The 15,141-nt window shown below is 60.1% G+C and carries 15 protein-coding genes and 1 pseudogene; 13 read left to right on the forward strand and 3 right to left on the reverse strand.

Annotated features, from left to right (window positions below; translation table 11 throughout):
• Positions 1 to 53: 53 nt before the first annotated feature.
• The 6 genes from WDX12_RS14695 to WDX12_RS14720 all read left to right on the forward strand — a co-directional run bounded on the left by WDX12_RS14695 (position 54) and on the right by WDX12_RS14720 (position 6,389).
• Positions 54 to 845, forward strand: a complete 792-nt coding sequence (locus WDX12_RS14695; protein ID WP_434725334.1) for a DeoR/GlpR family DNA-binding transcription regulator — start codon at positions 54 to 56, stop codon at positions 843 to 845.
• 190 nt (positions 846 to 1,035) lie between these two features.
• Positions 1,036 to 2,598 (forward strand): ABC transporter substrate-binding protein, encoded by a 1,563-nt coding sequence (locus WDX12_RS14700; protein ID WP_434725335.1) that lies wholly within the window; start codon positions 1,036 to 1,038, stop codon positions 2,596 to 2,598.
• A gap of 5 nt (positions 2,599 to 2,603) precedes the next feature.
• A complete protein-coding gene (locus tag WDX12_RS14705) occupies positions 2,604 to 3,635 on the forward strand; it encodes an ABC transporter ATP-binding protein (protein WP_434725336.1) in 1,032 nt (343 codons plus the stop codon).
• Positions 3,632 to 4,591 carry an ABC transporter ATP-binding protein gene (locus WDX12_RS14710; protein ID WP_434725337.1) on the forward strand — a complete coding sequence of 320 codons (960 nt, stop codon included), beginning with the start codon at positions 3,632 to 3,634 and terminating at the stop codon, positions 4,589 to 4,591. The genes WDX12_RS14705 and WDX12_RS14710 overlap by 4 nt, the downstream gene beginning before the upstream one ends.
• Positions 4,591 to 5,532: an ABC transporter permease gene (locus WDX12_RS14715; RefSeq protein ID WP_109671382.1), complete on the forward strand. Its 942-nt coding sequence runs from the start codon at positions 4,591 to 4,593 to the stop codon at positions 5,530 to 5,532. Before WDX12_RS14710 ends, WDX12_RS14715 begins: the two co-directional genes overlap by 1 nt.
• Complete coding sequence (locus WDX12_RS14720) at positions 5,529 to 6,389, forward strand: ABC transporter permease (protein WP_434725338.1); 861 nt, start codon at positions 5,529 to 5,531, stop codon at positions 6,387 to 6,389. Before WDX12_RS14715 ends, WDX12_RS14720 begins: the two co-directional genes overlap by 4 nt.
• A 44-nt stretch (positions 6,390 to 6,433) precedes the next feature.
• On the opposite strand, the gene WDX12_RS14725 is transcribed toward WDX12_RS14720, so the two are convergent.
• The 3 genes and pseudogenes from WDX12_RS14725 to WDX12_RS14735 all read right to left on the reverse strand — a co-directional run bounded on the left by WDX12_RS14725 (position 6,434) and on the right by WDX12_RS14735 (position 8,502).
• The gene (locus WDX12_RS14725) at positions 6,434 to 6,820 is read right to left on the reverse strand and encodes a 3'-5' exonuclease (protein WP_172234340.1); all 387 of its coding nucleotides are present in this window, start codon (positions 6,818 to 6,820) and stop codon (positions 6,434 to 6,436) included.
• 80 nt (positions 6,821 to 6,900) lie between these two features.
• Positions 6,901 to 7,916: pseudogene (locus WDX12_RS14730) on the reverse strand (nucleotidyl transferase AbiEii/AbiGii toxin family protein).
• Positions 7,909 to 8,502 carry a DUF6088 family protein gene (locus tag WDX12_RS14735; RefSeq protein WP_434725637.1) on the reverse strand — a complete coding sequence of 198 codons (594 nt, stop codon included), beginning with the start codon at positions 8,500 to 8,502 and terminating at the stop codon, positions 7,909 to 7,911. The pseudogene WDX12_RS14730 and the gene WDX12_RS14735 overlap by 8 nt, the downstream one beginning before the upstream one ends.
• A 506-nt stretch (positions 8,503 to 9,008) precedes the next feature.
• On the opposite strand from WDX12_RS14735, the gene WDX12_RS14740 reads away from it, so the two are divergent.
• From WDX12_RS14740 to WDX12_RS14770, 7 genes are all read left to right on the forward strand, one after another.
• Positions 9,009 to 9,308: a hypothetical protein gene (locus WDX12_RS14740; RefSeq protein WP_434725339.1), complete on the forward strand. Its 300-nt coding sequence runs from the start codon at positions 9,009 to 9,011 to the stop codon at positions 9,306 to 9,308.
• A complete protein-coding gene (locus WDX12_RS14745) occupies positions 9,305 to 9,736 on the forward strand; it encodes a PIN domain-containing protein (protein WP_434725340.1) in 432 nt (143 codons plus the stop codon). The genes WDX12_RS14740 and WDX12_RS14745 overlap by 4 nt, the downstream gene beginning before the upstream one ends.
• Before the next feature lie 36 nt (positions 9,737 to 9,772).
• The gene (locus WDX12_RS14750; RefSeq protein ID WP_027047779.1) at positions 9,773 to 10,561 is read left to right on the forward strand and encodes a DUF5131 family protein; all 789 of its coding nucleotides are present in this window, start codon (positions 9,773 to 9,775) and stop codon (positions 10,559 to 10,561) included.
• A 25-nt stretch (positions 10,562 to 10,586) separates the two neighbouring features.
• Positions 10,587 to 11,852 carry a three-Cys-motif partner protein TcmP gene (locus WDX12_RS14755; protein WP_202308775.1) on the forward strand — a complete coding sequence of 422 codons (1,266 nt, stop codon included), beginning with the start codon at positions 10,587 to 10,589 and terminating at the stop codon, positions 11,850 to 11,852.
• Positions 11,849 to 12,805, forward strand: coding sequence for a restriction endonuclease (locus tag WDX12_RS14760; protein ID WP_434725341.1), 957 nt, complete (start codon positions 11,849 to 11,851; stop codon positions 12,803 to 12,805). Before WDX12_RS14755 ends, WDX12_RS14760 begins: the two co-directional genes overlap by 4 nt.
• Positions 12,806 to 13,459: 654 nt before the next feature.
• Positions 13,460 to 13,867 (forward strand): hypothetical protein, encoded by a 408-nt coding sequence (locus WDX12_RS14765; protein WP_434725342.1) that lies wholly within the window; start codon positions 13,460 to 13,462, stop codon positions 13,865 to 13,867.
• Positions 13,868 to 13,876: 9 nt separating this feature from the next.
• On the forward strand, positions 13,877 to 14,773 hold the full coding sequence (locus WDX12_RS14770) for a bacteriophage abortive infection AbiH family protein (RefSeq protein ID WP_434725343.1): 897 nt from the start codon (positions 13,877 to 13,879) through the stop codon (positions 14,771 to 14,773).
• Positions 14,774 to 15,141 lie beyond the last annotated feature (368 nt).

Below are 15,141 nucleotides of genomic sequence, written 5' to 3' on the forward strand. Positions count from 1 at the left end.
ATTTGCGCAGCGAACTGAATAGTCTTTTTTCGAATGCCGCGAGAGAGAGAAGCATGTCGCTAAGTTACAATCGTCATAGAAGGCTCGTTGAAATCATCCAGGCGAATGGCGAAGTGCGCATCCGAGATTTGATGCAGCGGTTCAATATTTCAGAAGAGACTGCGCGGCGGGATATCAAACGGCTCGAGCAGGATGGCTTGGTCGCACGGGTCCATGGTGGCGCGGTCGCAACGCAACAGCCAAAGCTGCTGGCCATCTCATCGCGAGCTGTTTCCGAGCGCGCGGAAAAAAGCACCATCGCTGAGATCGCCCTGGGTCTTCTGAAGCCCGGTCAGAATCTCTTTTTCGGGGGCGGCAGCACCATTCTGTCGTTGGCCAGCCGCATATCGGCCCTCCCGGAAATGCGCGTCGTCACCAACATGGTCGATACTGCCATCGCCGCGGCCGAAGGCTATCGGCATCGCGTTGTCATGCTGGGGGGCGATTTCAATGTCGATTTCCGGACCGTAACCGGATTCACCGCCTTGCGTACACTCCGCGAACAGCAGATCGACATCGCATTCATCGGCGTCAATGCGGTGCATCCGAATGGCGTCTTCGACCATGAACAGGTCGGACAGGAGCTTGCTGCTACGCTCTGCGAGCAAGCACGGAAAATTGTCATTCTCGCCGATCACAGCAAATTCGGCTTGTCGGCGCGTTACCGCATCCTGCCCCATTCGGCGATTACCGTGATCATCACCGACCGGAGGCCTGCATCGGACATGCTGGACAAGATCGAAGCCGCCGGTGTTGAAGTTCTATATCCGCAAAACCGTCACAACCCCGCACTGGTCTCTACTTGATCCTCTTCTTTCAGCCCCCACGGCTGCCCCAACCGTGAAACATTTTTTTCCGTTTGATTTCAATAACCAACACAATCCGTCTCAAACCTGCAAAAAACCGTCACATAACTGCGCTATGTCTCAGCCCGTCTCGGGAGCGGATTTCATTCGCTCCGATTGTCATCCCGACTGAAAGAGAGGGGATTTTGATATGCAAACGACACGTCGCAGATTTCTCGGCATGACCGCCCTGGCGGCTGGCGCAATAGCATTGCCGAACACGATCATGGCGGCAGCCGGGCGGAGGCCGAGCCTCAATATTGCCGTTCAGGACCTGCGCACAATTCTGGAACCGGTGGACGGCTCCTCCATCGCCAACGTTTCCTGGCGGGTGCAATACAGCATTTTCGATCAGCTTTTACGGACCGACTACAACGACAATTTTCGCCTGAATTTCGCGCTCGCGACATCATTGAAGCAAATCGACGCCACGATCCATGAGATCACGTTGCGCGACAATGTGAAGTTTCATGACGGGTCCACAATGACGGCGGATGACGTTGTCTTCTCGCTCGGGCACGATCGACTGCGCGGCGAAAAAGCGCCGGGCGCGGCCGTGTTTGCCAACTTCCTCTCCTCGCTTGCCGATGTGCAGAAGATCAATGATCGCACTGTCCGTTTGATCACCAGGACAGAGGATCCGGTCTTCGCCCAGAGGCTCGGCGCCTGGGGCACGCAGATCATCAGCGCCAGGGCACGGGCTGGCGCCAGCAGCTATGACGCCTGGGCGGCGAAGCCGATCGGCACCGGCCCTTACAAGATCGGCGAGGTCCGCAATGGCGACGAGATCACGCTGTTGGCGCACGACGAATATTGGGGAGGCCAGCCGCCATTTGCCTCGATCCGCTTCAAGCGGCTGCCGGAAATCGCCGCGCGCATCGCCGGACTGAAGTCGGGCGATTACGATATCGTCACAGACATCACTCCGGACCACATTGCCGAAATTGAGGGTGTCAACGGCCTCTCGATTGTTGGTGGCGAAGCCATGTGGTTCCGCTTTCTCACATTTGCTCCGCTCAGGACTCCCATCCTGAAAGATGTCGATCTGCGTCGCGCGCTCGCTCTCGCTATCGATCGCGGTGCGCTGGCGGACGGCCTCTGGGACGGCCGGGCGAAAGCGCTGACCAGCTGGCAGCTACCGATCTTCGGCGAGATCAACGACCCCAACCGCAAGGGGGTGTCCTATGATCCGGCGCAGGTCAAGGAACTGCTCGCCAAGTCATCCTACAGAGGTGAGGAAATCCCATACCCTTCCGTCGGCACCTATTATCCGATGCAGCTCGCCGAGAACCAGGCGCTTGTCGAGATGTGGAAGGCTGCCGGAATCAACGTCAAGCTGATCATGTGTGAAAACTGGACGCAGGTCGGCGACATTGGCGGCATCAATGACACGTCCGGCGGCGCCTTCTACGCCGATCCCGTTTCCATGCTGTGGCAGATTATCGGTCCGACCAATGACCTCCAGTCAACAGGTGGCTGGACCAATGCCGAGTTTAACGCGCTCGGTCACGAGCTTGAAACGACGACCGATCTCGCCAAGCGCCAGGCGGCCTTCAAACGGATGCAGGACATTGTCGAGATCGAGGACCCTTGCATCACGCCGCTGCATTCCATGCCCTTTATCTATGGGCAGAAGGCGGATGTCAGCTGGCAGCCCAACCCGTTGCCGCAAATGTATCTCGGTCCGAAGATGCCGCCTGAGCCGGTGGCCTGAGTTCCATGCTGCATAAGTCTTTCCAGAACAGCGCGGGCGCCGCGCTGTTGCCGGCTCATGGCATCGGGGCTTCCGCCACCAAACCTGCCATCAGCATTGCTGGCTTGAGGGTGGCGTTCGGCGATGTGCCTGTGCTGCACGGTGTCGATCTCGCTGTGAACAAAGGCGAGGCCTTGGGTATCGTTGGCGAATCCGGCTGCGGCAAGTCCGTGACTTGGCGGGCGGTTCTTGGCCTGCTGCCGAAATCCGCCGAGATCGGGGGCGAGGCCAGGATTGGTGATCTCGATCTTGTGGGCGCACGACAATCCGTTTTGGATCGGGTGCGCGGCGGACGCATTGCCATGATCTTCCAGGATCCGGCCAGCGCGCTGAACCCGGTGCATCGCATCGGCGCGCAGATCACCGAAGCGCTTCGCCTGCACCGTGGCCTCAGCGGTGCCGCCGCCCGTGCCCAGGCCTGCCGCCTGCTCGACCAGGTCGGGATAGCCGCTGCGGCAAGCAGGCTCAACGCGTACCCCCACGAACTGTCGGGCGGCCAGAACCAGCGGGTGATGATTGCCATCGCGCTCGCCGGCCGGCCCGAACTGCTGATCGCCGATGAGCCAACGACCGCGCTCGACGCTACCGTGCAGGCGCAGATCCTGCTGCTGCTCAAAGATATTCAACGCGACACAGGCATGGCGCTGGTCATGATCAGCCATGATCTCGCCGCGGTGGCGGCCGTCTGTGACCGGGCATGCGTCATGTATGCGGGCCAGATCGTCGAAACGGCGCCGAAACACACGCTTCTGACCGCGCCGGAGCACCCCTATACACGCGACCTGATCGGTGCCATTCCGCCCTCGCACGGTCCGCGCATGCGGTTGACCGCCATTGCCGGCGCGCCGCCACAACGCAATCTGCCGCCGGGATGCGCCTATGCGCCACGCTGCCGGTACGCGATCACGGCATGTGGCACGAGCCGACCGGAACCGCGGCAGGTCGCCGCGCGGCATTCGGTGCGTTGCCTTCGTTTGGACGCCGGCACGTATCAATGACCCTGCTGCGTCTCAACAACATCACCCGTCGCTTTCCCCTCGGCTCGCCACTCTACGGCCCGCGGAAATATCTTGTTGCAGTCGATGGCGTGTCGCTGGATGTCGAGATGGGCCGGACGACCGGCATTGTCGGCGAATCCGGATGCGGCAAGTCCACCACCGGCCGTATTGCGCTCGGTCTGGAGCCGCCGGACAGCGGAGGTGTGCTGTTTCAGGGTTTGCCGCTGCCGCGCATTGACAGCAAAAAGTGGCGCGCGCAGCGGCGCCAGATGCAGCTGGTGTTTCAGGACACCTTGGCAGCGCTTGATCGCCGAATGACTGTCAGCGCTCTCGTCGCCGAGCCGCTGGCGATTCACGGAATTGGCGATCCGGCAAGCCGCAAGCAACGTGTGGCCGAGCTTCTCCACGGTGTCGGCCTCGGCGAAGACCATGGCAGGCTCTATCCGCATCAGCTTTCCGGCGGCCAGCGCCAACGCGTGGTGCTTGCGCGGGCGCTCGCGCCAAAACCCTCGCTTCTGGTTTGCGATGAGCCGGTCTCGGCGCTCGACGTGTCCGTCCAGGCGCAAATCGTCAATCTGCTCATGGATCTTCAGCAGGAGCTCGGGCTCGGCCTCTTGTTCATTAGCCATGACTTGCGGGTCGTTCGCCATGTCAGCGACCGGATCGTCGTCATGTATCTTGGCCGCGTCGTCGAGCAGGGGCGCGCCGACGCCATTATCGATCAACCCGCCCATCCCTATACGCAGGCGCTCGTCTCGGCCATGCCGAGGCTTCCGGGCGGATTCGATCATTATGTGGCGTTGCCAGGCGAGCCGCCGAGCCCCACCGATCGGCCCTGCGGATGCCCGTTTCATCCACGCTGTCCACTTGCGCGCGATGTCTGCCGCCAGAGCCTGCCCGAACTCCTGCCGCTAGGACCGGAACGGCAGGTCGCCTGCCATTTGGTGAGGCATTGATGAGTGCGGTGTTTCGTTTCGCCGGCCCCAAGGTCCTGCGTGCCGGCCTGTCGATCCTGATCGTGGTGACCTTTACATTCGTGGTGCTGCGGGCCTCGGGAGACCCGGCGCTGCAGATACTCGGTCCCAGCGCCCGCGCCCCGGATCTTGAGGCGTTTCGTCGGCATTGGGGGCTCGATCAGCCTCTGTATGTGCAGTATGTCCGCTATGTCCTGGCGGCACTTCACTGCGATTTCGGGAATTCAATGCTAGCCGGGAAACCGGCCCTTCAGCTTGTGTTCGAGCGCGTGCCCCTGACATTGGCGCTCATGCTGCCGGCACTGGCGCTCACGATGCTAATCGGCATTCCGGTCGGCGCCTACGCCGCCATGCATCGCGACACCTGGGTCGACCGATCGGTGATGATGCTGACCGTGTTCGGCTTCACCGTGCCAAGCTTCGTGCTCGGGCTATTGCTGATCCTGATCTTTTCCGTGACGCTCGGCCTGTTCCCGTCCGGCGGCGCGGATCGGCCGGAAAGCTTCGTACTGCCGGTGCTCACGCTTGGTCTGGGCGGGGCGGCCATTATCGCGCGCTTCACGCGTAGCGCCATGATCGAAGTTCTGTCGCAGCTCTACATCGTGGCGGCCAGCGCCAAGGGCGTAACGTGGCGGCAGGTGGTTCGCCACCATGCCTTTCCGAATGCGATCATTCCTGTGCTGACGCTGTTCGGCCTGATGCTCGGCGGGCAGGTCGCGGGTGCCGTACTGGTGGAAAGCGTCTTCGGCTGGCCCGGCATCGGCCAATTGCTGGTGGTTTCGGTTGCGAACCGTGATCTCGCCGTGGTGCAGGTCATCCTCCTTCTCGTGGCGCTGACCATGACATCGGCCAACCTGCTGATGGACCTGCTTTATGGCGTGTTCGATCCGCGCCTGCGTGGAACAAACTCAGGATCGCAATGAAAACGGCAACTGTAGAAACCAACCGTCCGTCGCCTCGCACGGTGGACCTGCCGACACTCCTTGCTGTGGGCTGGGTTCTCCTCATGATCTTCACGGCGCTCGCCGCGCCGCTAATCGCTCCTTATGAGATCACTTCCATCGACCTGCGCCATCGCCTGACGCCGCCCGTCGGCTTTGGCGGAACGATGCTACATGCCCTGGGAACCGACGATCTGGGCCGTGATGTGGCCTCGCGTCTTTTCTACTCGATCCGCACCAGCTTGCTGGTCGCCTTCGGCGCCACTGCGATCAGCGTGTTGGTCGGTACCGGGGTCGGCTTCATCGCCGCGTATTTCCGCGGGCTCGTCGAGCATGCCCTGCTGCTAATGATCGACGTACAGGCTTCGCTACCATTTCTAATCGTGGCGCTGGCAATGCTCGCCTGTTTCGGTAATTCGCTGACGCTGTTCGTCGCCCTGATGGGACTTTATGGCTGGGAGCGGAATGCGCGGTTGGCACGAGGACTGGCAATCACCGCCAGCGCGCAGGGCTATGCGAGCGCAACGCGCCAGCTCGGCGCCCATCCGCTGCGTGTCTATCTGCGGCATATCCTGCCCAACAGCGCGGCGACGCTTCTCGTGGCGGCGACGGTGACCTTTCCGGAAATCGTCCTGGTGGAAAGCGGACTCTCCTTCCTCGGCCTCGGCGTCCAGCCGCCGATGACCAGCCTGGGTGTCATGGTCGCGGCCGGCCGCGAGTATATCACCCGCGCCTCCTGGATGCTGCTCGCTCCAAGCCTCGTCATTGTCATCACGGCCGTTGCCGTTAGCGTCCTCGGCGACTGGTTGCGCGATAAGCTCGACCCGACCCTCAAATAACGGTTTCCCAATGCAAAGGAGCTGATCTCCACACTTGTCGACGGCTACGCTCTTGCACGGGACGGGGTGCCGAACCTTCGCCCGCGGCCGGTATCGACGTAACCGGAATACAGCATATGGATCTCGTCGCGGGCCCGCGTCAGGCCAACATAGAAGAGCCGTCGGCTTTCGCGTCGCGCCGCCGGCTGCTCGTTGCGCCAGGGCAAACCGCCCAGATCGAGTCCCACCATGATCACGACATCATCTTCGCAGCCCTTTGCCGAGTGCGGCGTCAACAGATTAAGATGGAGAGGCGACGCGTCGCGTCCACCGAGGCTCGCCAGATCCAGGTCGGCGAGCGGCCCGCCGACAGCGAGCGCCGCCGACATGCGCACCACCTGTTCGCGCTGATCGGCGAGGCTTGGCTCTGCCGCCATCAGCGCATCGAGCATTCCCGCCCGCACCGCGCCGATTGGCGAAGTTTGTAATTTTGATCCGCGAAATTCGCACGGCGCCGTCCCCCCAGTTTTTTCTATTCGCGGATGTAATTGGCTCGCTCGGCGATATCGGCACATCGCGCCATCAGCGCTTCGAAAGGCTCCGCGTCTTCCAGAAGAAGCCCGTCGTCGACCATGCGGGCGTAGTCCTCTTCAAGCGCCTTCAGACCATCGCCTGCGGGCACAAGCCGCAGACCGCCGTTGACAGCCGCCGCGTAATCGATGGGCGTTCGATCGGGCGCTTTCTCGGCGAAGAACATGGTCTTGTGGCGCGCCACTGCGTTCGCCAGATCGCGATCAGCAAAGGCGGACGGGGTAAAACCGGTTTCGTCCAACCGCGCGACATCGTGCCAGTGACGAGCAAAGCGATCGCCGCGCCGGCGCTCCTGCAGGCAGAAGACATGGATGGCCGTCGCCTTCTCCCAGAAGGTTCGCTCCGCATGCATCACGCGTGGACGAGCCGTGGGAAAGGTCACGCCCTCGATCAGGCCAGACGCGTCGCAGGCGAGGTCGCGCAAGCTCGCGGGCTCGCCCGTCGATCGTGCTCCGAATTCGAGCATCACGCTCGGCGCCACATAGCCGGAGCCAGGCGTCGCGGCTTCGTAATCGATGAACAGCTTCTCGCCCTCGACGCGGATGGCGGCCGCCAAAGCTTAAGCCGCGAGCGCATCTGCGATGATCGGCTGAACGCTTCCTTCAACCCAATTGGGCAGGCGCTTACGCACCTCGCTGGACAAGCGTTTTTCCTCGCTACGGGTCTCCGGCAACGCTTCGCCGTCGTCGCCCACCAAGTCGGGTGCAATCGCCCGGATGTCGTATGTTAGGTCGACGTCCTCGGAAAACCGCTGGATAACCTGATAGGCTTGGACAGCGACGTGCCGCCCTTGAACACCAGATGTTCGCCGAGCGCCGAGCCGTAAAGGGTGGCGAGCGCCCAGACCACCCACACGTCCTTCTCGAGGAGATATGCCGGCCGGCCGGACCGATCGGCCGCGACGCCGAGCGCCTCCCGCCGATCCTCGATCGGGAGGTGGAGAAAGGGATCAGCCATGTGCGGCCTTGCCCACGCTGCGCGCCATCCAGGTCGGAAGCTGCGGCGCTACCGCGACCAGCTCGCTGAAGGCGCCCGGCGGGAGTTTCCGCTTCAGTGTCTGGAGGGCGGCCTCAGCCTTCTCCGGCCCAAGCCAAGCCAACGCTCGCACCGCCTCGCCAGCGGGCCGATGCGCCATGGCGAGCTGCCAACGAGGCGCGTGGCGAAGCTCGACGACCTGCTTGCCGAGGCTCATCTTCCGGGTGCGGCCGGAAGTCAGATAGACCGACCGGACCGGCACCTGTGTCGTGAGACCGAGGGTGTTGGCGGCAACGGCCCCACTCGGGACGATGATCTCCCCGCGCTGGCTGGCAAGCGCCTCGACCGCTTGCTCCACGGAGGGAGCCCGGGTGCCGAACCTGCTCGTGACCGGAAGGAGATAGACGCCGCGACCCGCCCGGATCAACTGCGTCCGCTCGGCTAGACGCGACAATGCCTGATCCACCGCGGCGCGATTCCCGAGGTGAAGCAAGCTCTTAGCTGCGACCGGCGTGCCCTCTGGCAGCCCTTTCGCGTGCGCAAGAATCTGTTCGGTCAACCGTTGCATGGCCATGCTCCTGTCAGAAATGTATGGGATTTTCTGACAGTTTTCAAGGCGGGCAGCGACGGGCACCTGCACGACGAAACCCGTCCAGCAGGCGTTGTGGTCATTCATCGCCGCGCGAATCGACCAATCCCTGTTTCGCGCCGTTCGCCGAACGAGCCTCGCCCGTCCTGGGGCCGACGCCCTCTGGTCGGCGCCGAGATATTTTCTCTTGTCAGCGCAAAAAATCCGACGCTGAGGTCGTAAAAAAGTTACGCTTTTGATTTCAAAGGGAAAATTGCCAGAAAGATTTTTTGGAGGTTTCGCCAACCATCGGCACCAGATCGGACGATCTTTACACCAGCGTCGGCCGGCGGCCTGCTCGACGCTGGTCAAAAAGTACCGTCGCGTAACATATATCACGCGTCCACCGATGCCATTCAACCGAAAGAGCGCACTGCCTGGACTGCCTGCACCTTGATCAAACCCAGCATTCTGGTTATATTACTGGAAATAAGTCGGAGGCAACTATGGGCAGCTCGCAAAAACGCGCCATTCAAAACTATCGATCTCGCCTCAGCGAGCGCGGCTTGGCGCGCTTCGAGGTGCTTGGCCGCGATGCCGATCGCGACCTCATTCGATCTTTGGCTCGCCGCCTGGCCGAAGATGGACCGGATGCCTCTAGCCTGCGCGCTGCTGTCAGCCAGACCATCGCCGGCGAGCCACCCAAGCTTGGCGGGATTCTCGCCGCATTGCGTCGTTCGCCGCTGGTGGGAGCTGACCTCGATCTTTCCCGCCCCCATGAAGTGGGACGGAAGATCGACCTGTGACACGCTACCTCCTCGATACCAACATCATCAGCAATGTCGTGAAATCGCAGCCGTCGGAATCGCTCCTGGCGTGGATGTCGAGACAGCGTGACGAGGATTTGTTCATCGCTTCGCTGACCGTTGCGGAAATTCTTCGCGGGGTTCTGGAGAGGCCGCGCGGGAAAAAACGCGACGCACTCGACAGGTGGTTCTCTGGGCCTGAGGGGCCGCAGGCGCTGTTTGCGGGCCGCATCCTCTCGTTCGACGACAAGGCAGGGCTGATCTGGGCGCGGCTGATGGCAGGAGGAAAAGCGGCCGGCAAGCCGCGCAGCGGGCTCGACATGATCATCGCCGCTGTCGCCGGAGCGAACGAGTGCGTGCTGGTAACGGATAACGAAAAAGACTTTGCCGGGCTCAAGGTCGTCAATCCGATACGCGGAGCGGTCTGATGCGGCGTCGGGTCAAGGAATGCTCGGGAGGGCAAGATGGCTGAAACTCAGATAGAGTGGACAGACTCCACTTGGAACCCCGTCGCAGGATGCTCCATCGTCACCGCAGGCTGCACCCATTGTTATGCTATGGAAATGGCCAAACGCCTTGAGGCCATGGGCATCGCAAAATATGCGGGACTTACCCGTAAGACGGGAAAGCGCACGGTGTGGAATGGGGTCGTGCGGGAAGACCGCAAGGCGCTGGCTATGCCCTACGGATGGAAGAAACCGCGGAAAATCTTCGTAAACTCTATGAGCGACCTCTTCCACGAGGGTGTCAGCGACGAATTCATCCTTGAGGTCTGGAAGGTCATGCGCGAGACCCCGCGCCACAACTATCAAATCCTTACTAAGCGTCCCGAGCGAATGGCAGCTCTCGTCGCCTCGCAGTTGGGCGACATCCTGCCCAATGTCTGGCTGGGCACTAGCATTGAAGACGCGAACGTCGTGAGTCGAGTCGACTATCTCCGCCAGGCGCCCGCAGCCATTCGCTTCATCTCTTTTGAGCCTCTCATTGGATCGGTTGGCGCCGTCGACCTCCGCGACATCCATTGGGCCATCGTGGGCGGTGAAAGCGGCAAATCCGCTCGACCGATCAGGGAAGAATGGATCGACGAAATTTACGGCCAATGCCTGGCGGCCGGTACCGCCTTCTTCTTCAAGCAGTGGGGAACCTGGGGCAAGGATAACAAAAAGCGTTCCAAGAAGGCCAACGGGCGCGAGTATCGGGGCCGGACCTGGGACGAGATGCCGACCACCCAGCAAGGCACGGTTACAATGTAGAACAACATCCGTCGGGGGGAGCAAAGTGGTCGAAAAACGATATGAATGGGCCGACGGAGCAAAGCTGGAGGAACACTCTCGCCGCAAACATAAAATTTTGCGAGAATATGTATTCGACTACCTGACGGTCCGCTGTAGGCTGCCCCAGCAGGAGCGATTTCGCCTCGCGATCGTCGACGGTTTCGCTGGCGGCGGGCGCTACCAGTGCGGCTCACCTGGATCGCCGTTGATTTTCATCGAGGAATTAAAACGAGCAGTCGAGGCTGTGAACACGCAGCGCGCCGTCCAAGGGCTTGGCGCTGTCGAAGTCGAATGCCTCCTCGTATTCAACGACGCCAACCGCGATGCGATCGAACTTCTGAAGACGCATGTCGCACCGATGCAAGCAGAGGCTAGCCAGAGCTGCCCCAAGCTGCATCTGCGGGTCGAATATCTGAACGAGTTCTTCGAAGCCGCTTATCCCGATATCAAGAGCCTGTTGGGGCAAGGCCGCTATCGGAGCGTCATCTTCAACCTCGATCAATGCGGTCACAGCCATGTCGAGCGGAACACCATCCTCGACATTATGCACTCTTATCCCGCGGCTGAGATTTTCTACACCTTCGTCATCAGTTCGCTGCTCGCATTCCTTCAAAAGGACCAGCCGGAGCGGCTTCGCGCCCAGCTCGATCATCTCGGGCTGACGAGCAACGATATCCAGGCGCTCGATGCGTTAATGAGCCAAAAGGACTGGCTCGGCACAGCCGAGAAAATCGTCTTTGACGCTTTCCGATTGTGCGCCCCCTATGTCAGCCCGTTCTCGATCAATAATCCCGGCGGGTGGCGGTACTGGCTGATCCACTTTGCGAATGCCTATCGGGCAAGGCAGGTCTACAACAACATTCTTCACGACAACGCCAGCTTACAGGCACACTTCGGTCGATCCGGCCTCAACATGCTCTCCTACGATCCAAAGCATGATGAAGGCATGCTCTACCTCTTCGACATCAGCGGTCGCGTATCGGCCAAGAACCAGCTTCTCGGAGACATTCCGCGCCTGATCATGGAATGCGGAGACGCCATGCCTGTCATGGACTTCTACGAAAGCATATACAACATTACCCCGGCGCACGCCGACGATGTCCATGCAGCGATCATCGAAAACCCAGACCTTGAGGTGATAACACCTGCCGGCGGGGAGCGACGGAAGGCCAATACGATTGGCGTTGATGACGTCATCAAAATGAAGAAGCAGATCAGCTTCTTCCCAATGTTCCTGAATGCCGGGACAAGAGGCGGTCCAAAAGAATGACCGCGAACCGACATCGGGATCCCGAATGGCGCGAATTCGAACGCCTGATCGCGCGGATCGAGGCCGACGCAGGCCCCCGGGGGCTGATCGTCAAGTCACCGGATCGTCTGCGTTGCAAGCTCACAGGTCGGCTGAGGGAAGTGGATGCCAGCATTCGTGCCAAAGTCGGCACGACCGAAATGCTTGTCACGATCGAATGTCGACGCAGATCAAGGCTGCAGGATGTCACCTGGATCGAGCAGCTAGCCACAAAGAAGTCTTCGATTGGCGCGGATCGAACCATTGCCGTCACCGCATCTGGCTTTTCCCCGGAGGCTCAGATTGCCGCGTCTCATGCGGGCATTTCCCTGCGGAAAATTTCGGAAATTACGGTTGCGGAAATCCACTCGATCTTGTTGCGACTGGACTTTGTGCTCTTTTGGCATAGGGCCTGCGGCATTGCACGGATCGGCATCCGGAGATTCCGCTCGCTCGATTGGAAAGTTCCCAGTCCGCAGGACGTGGATTTTACTTTACCGGAGGATACTGACCCGCTCGCGCCGATCTTTCGCAACACCGAGTCCGACGCAACTTGGTCTCTAACTGATCTGTGGCACCAAATCCAAGGGGCTGCAGATCCGTTTGACGGCATTCAAAAGGCGCAACCGCCTGCGTTCCGCACGGCATGCTTTCCTTATCCCGGCTCAGTCACCCTCAGCACCGCCGACGGCCCCTGCGTGCTCGGTGACGTCCTACTGACGGTCGCGCTTTGGATAGAGGCCGAGCAGATCACTCTCGATGCCGCGCACAAGGTCGAGTACGCATCCGACGAGATGGCCGCGATCCAGCGCGTCGAATTCGCCTCGCGCCGGCGAAAAACGAACGATTGGCGCATCTCCCTCCAGATCCCAAAAGACTCCGAGGATCCCGCCGATCTGCGAACAGGAAGCAATTGGCTTGATGCCGAGAAATAGCGACACACATTGCCTTTTGAAAAACATCGACCAGTTTGTGCCCCCGCCCGACCCTGCACATGCGCAGCAATCGGACAATCTGCTGTGAGGGTCCTGGCTAGGGGCGTGCGTCCCAGGAAGGGATCTCTATGAGTATCGCCCAGACAGTTCGACCGATTCATTTCGAGGATTTCAGTGGGTCCGAGTTCGAACGACTTGTCTTTGCCTATCACCTCTGTGAACCGACCTCGCCTGGTACGGCCAGACCGGCAGCGATCAAGGGCGAGACATCGTCGGCACTCGGCCATTCGACGACCGGCCGGACGAACGGACTGTCATTCAATGCGTAAACCGCGCAAGTCTTACTCAGACAAAGGCCGAGAAGGATATGTCAGCGGCACTCGGTGCTGCGTTCGGGCGCCCGGCGACCTTTAAGTTTGTTTGTCGATGCAGCGTCTCCGCTCAGCGGCGGGACGAAGTGAAAGCTGCGGCCAACAAGCTGGGAGTGGCTCGCGTCACGATTTGGTCGGGCTCAGAGTTTGAAGAACATCTGAGGCTCCGCGCCGAGTTCCTCCTTCGACGTTTGGTCGAAGGGGTCCCCTTTCCCGACACCGCGGCTGAACTGCCGATTTCGTTGACCGGTTCTCGGCTATTACCGATGACCAGACACTGGCGATGCTTGCGCGGGCCTTCGATAGACCGGCCTTTCGAACACCCTTTCAGCAGGAGGGTAACCTTCCAGCCTTCCTACAGGCCGTCGAAGACACCATTCGCGTGCTGAGCACCGGCATCTGGCAAACCCGTGAAGGCGTAGAAATCCATCGCCTTCCCTCGTTGCATCACATCCGTGATCCAAGCGTCCGATCGGCCCTCGAAGCGACGGTGCGTGAACTAGATCACCTTCGTCGCCGCTATAAAACCTTGCTTTCAACTGGTGCGATCAGGCCGTGCGGCTGTGGCGATCCGTCCTGTCCGACCTTCATGTTGACCGATGCCGCTGCCCGGGAAATGGACCACGCCCGCGATCGCGTCCTTACTGCATTTCGAAAGCCATATCCGAGCTTCAGCGTAACTCTGGAATAAAGCAGGCTGATGAGCGACACGTTATACATCATCGGCAATGGCTTTGACCGCTATCACGATATTCCATCGGATTACCTGGACTTCGGCCGATATCTCAAGGAAGTCGATCTGGCCACCTATCGCGAAGTCGAGACATATTTTGCAGTCGACGACGCGTTCTGGTGGGAATTCGAGGCGAGGCTGGCCGACTTCGATGTCGACACGGTTATTGACTATGCCTCTCAATTTCTCATGTCCTATGGAGCGGAGGACTGGAGTGATTCAGGCCATCACGACTATCAGTATGAACTGAACCGCGTCGTCGAGGCTATTTCTTCTACAATGCGTGGACGGTTCGCCGATTGGATTCGACAGCTTCGCATCCCCGCAGCCAATTCATTCACCGGCAAACCTTTACCGCTCGACCCGACCGCGCGTTATCTCAACTTCAATTATACGCCGACACTTCAGAAGGCTTATGGAATTGCCGATAGCCAGGTTCTGCACATTCACGGGCAAGCCAGTAGCTCTACTGACCAACTCGTGCTCGGCCACGCATGGCAGCGCACTTTGGCGGACTCCCTCAATCACGGCGTCGATGTCGAGGCTGCGGACACACGCGTCCTTGAGGGCAACAGGATCGTCGACGACTATTTTTCGGCGACGTTCAAGCCGACCGACAAAATCATCCTGCAGCAGCAGCCGTTCTTCCATAGCCTGAGATCAGTGCGTCGAATCCTCGTCATGGGACACTCCCTTTCGGAGGTGGACGCGCCATATCTCGAGGAAATAACCAAGCACATCGATGCAACAACGGTGACGTGGAAGGTTAGTTATCACAGTAATCCAGCGGCGGCGCAGGCTCCAATGTCGGAGCTGGGAATTGATCCTGGTCTTATAAGCCTCGCACGTTTGATCGATTTCTGAACAATTCTGATCCTTTCCAAGAATGTCCCCTTTTCAGCGACCAGACCGCTGTGGCTGCCATACGACCCTTGCTTTAGTCCAGGCCTGACCCGCGAAATTATCCGACGTGGCGCCCGATGGCCGAGCTACAATCCCGACGGGCAAACCGACCAAATCGGGGTGAAGACGCGAGGGGGCATCTACTCCATCAGATTTTGACAACTAGCTTCCTTCCGGGCTCCGCGGCCGACGTCTCACTCAACGCCGTCCGACATCTCCTGTCGCCTTTGTCGGGCCCGCGACACAAGTTTATTTAGCCAATTTAATATTTTTGCCAAATGTTAAACAGCTGAAAAGCAATCATAAAATTTCTTCTTCGATCCAGCCGG

The organism is Mesorhizobium sp. RIZ17, assembly GCF_051127865.1.
In the GTDB taxonomy this organism is placed as follows: Bacteria; Pseudomonadota; Alphaproteobacteria; order Rhizobiales; family Rhizobiaceae; genus Mesorhizobium; species Mesorhizobium humile.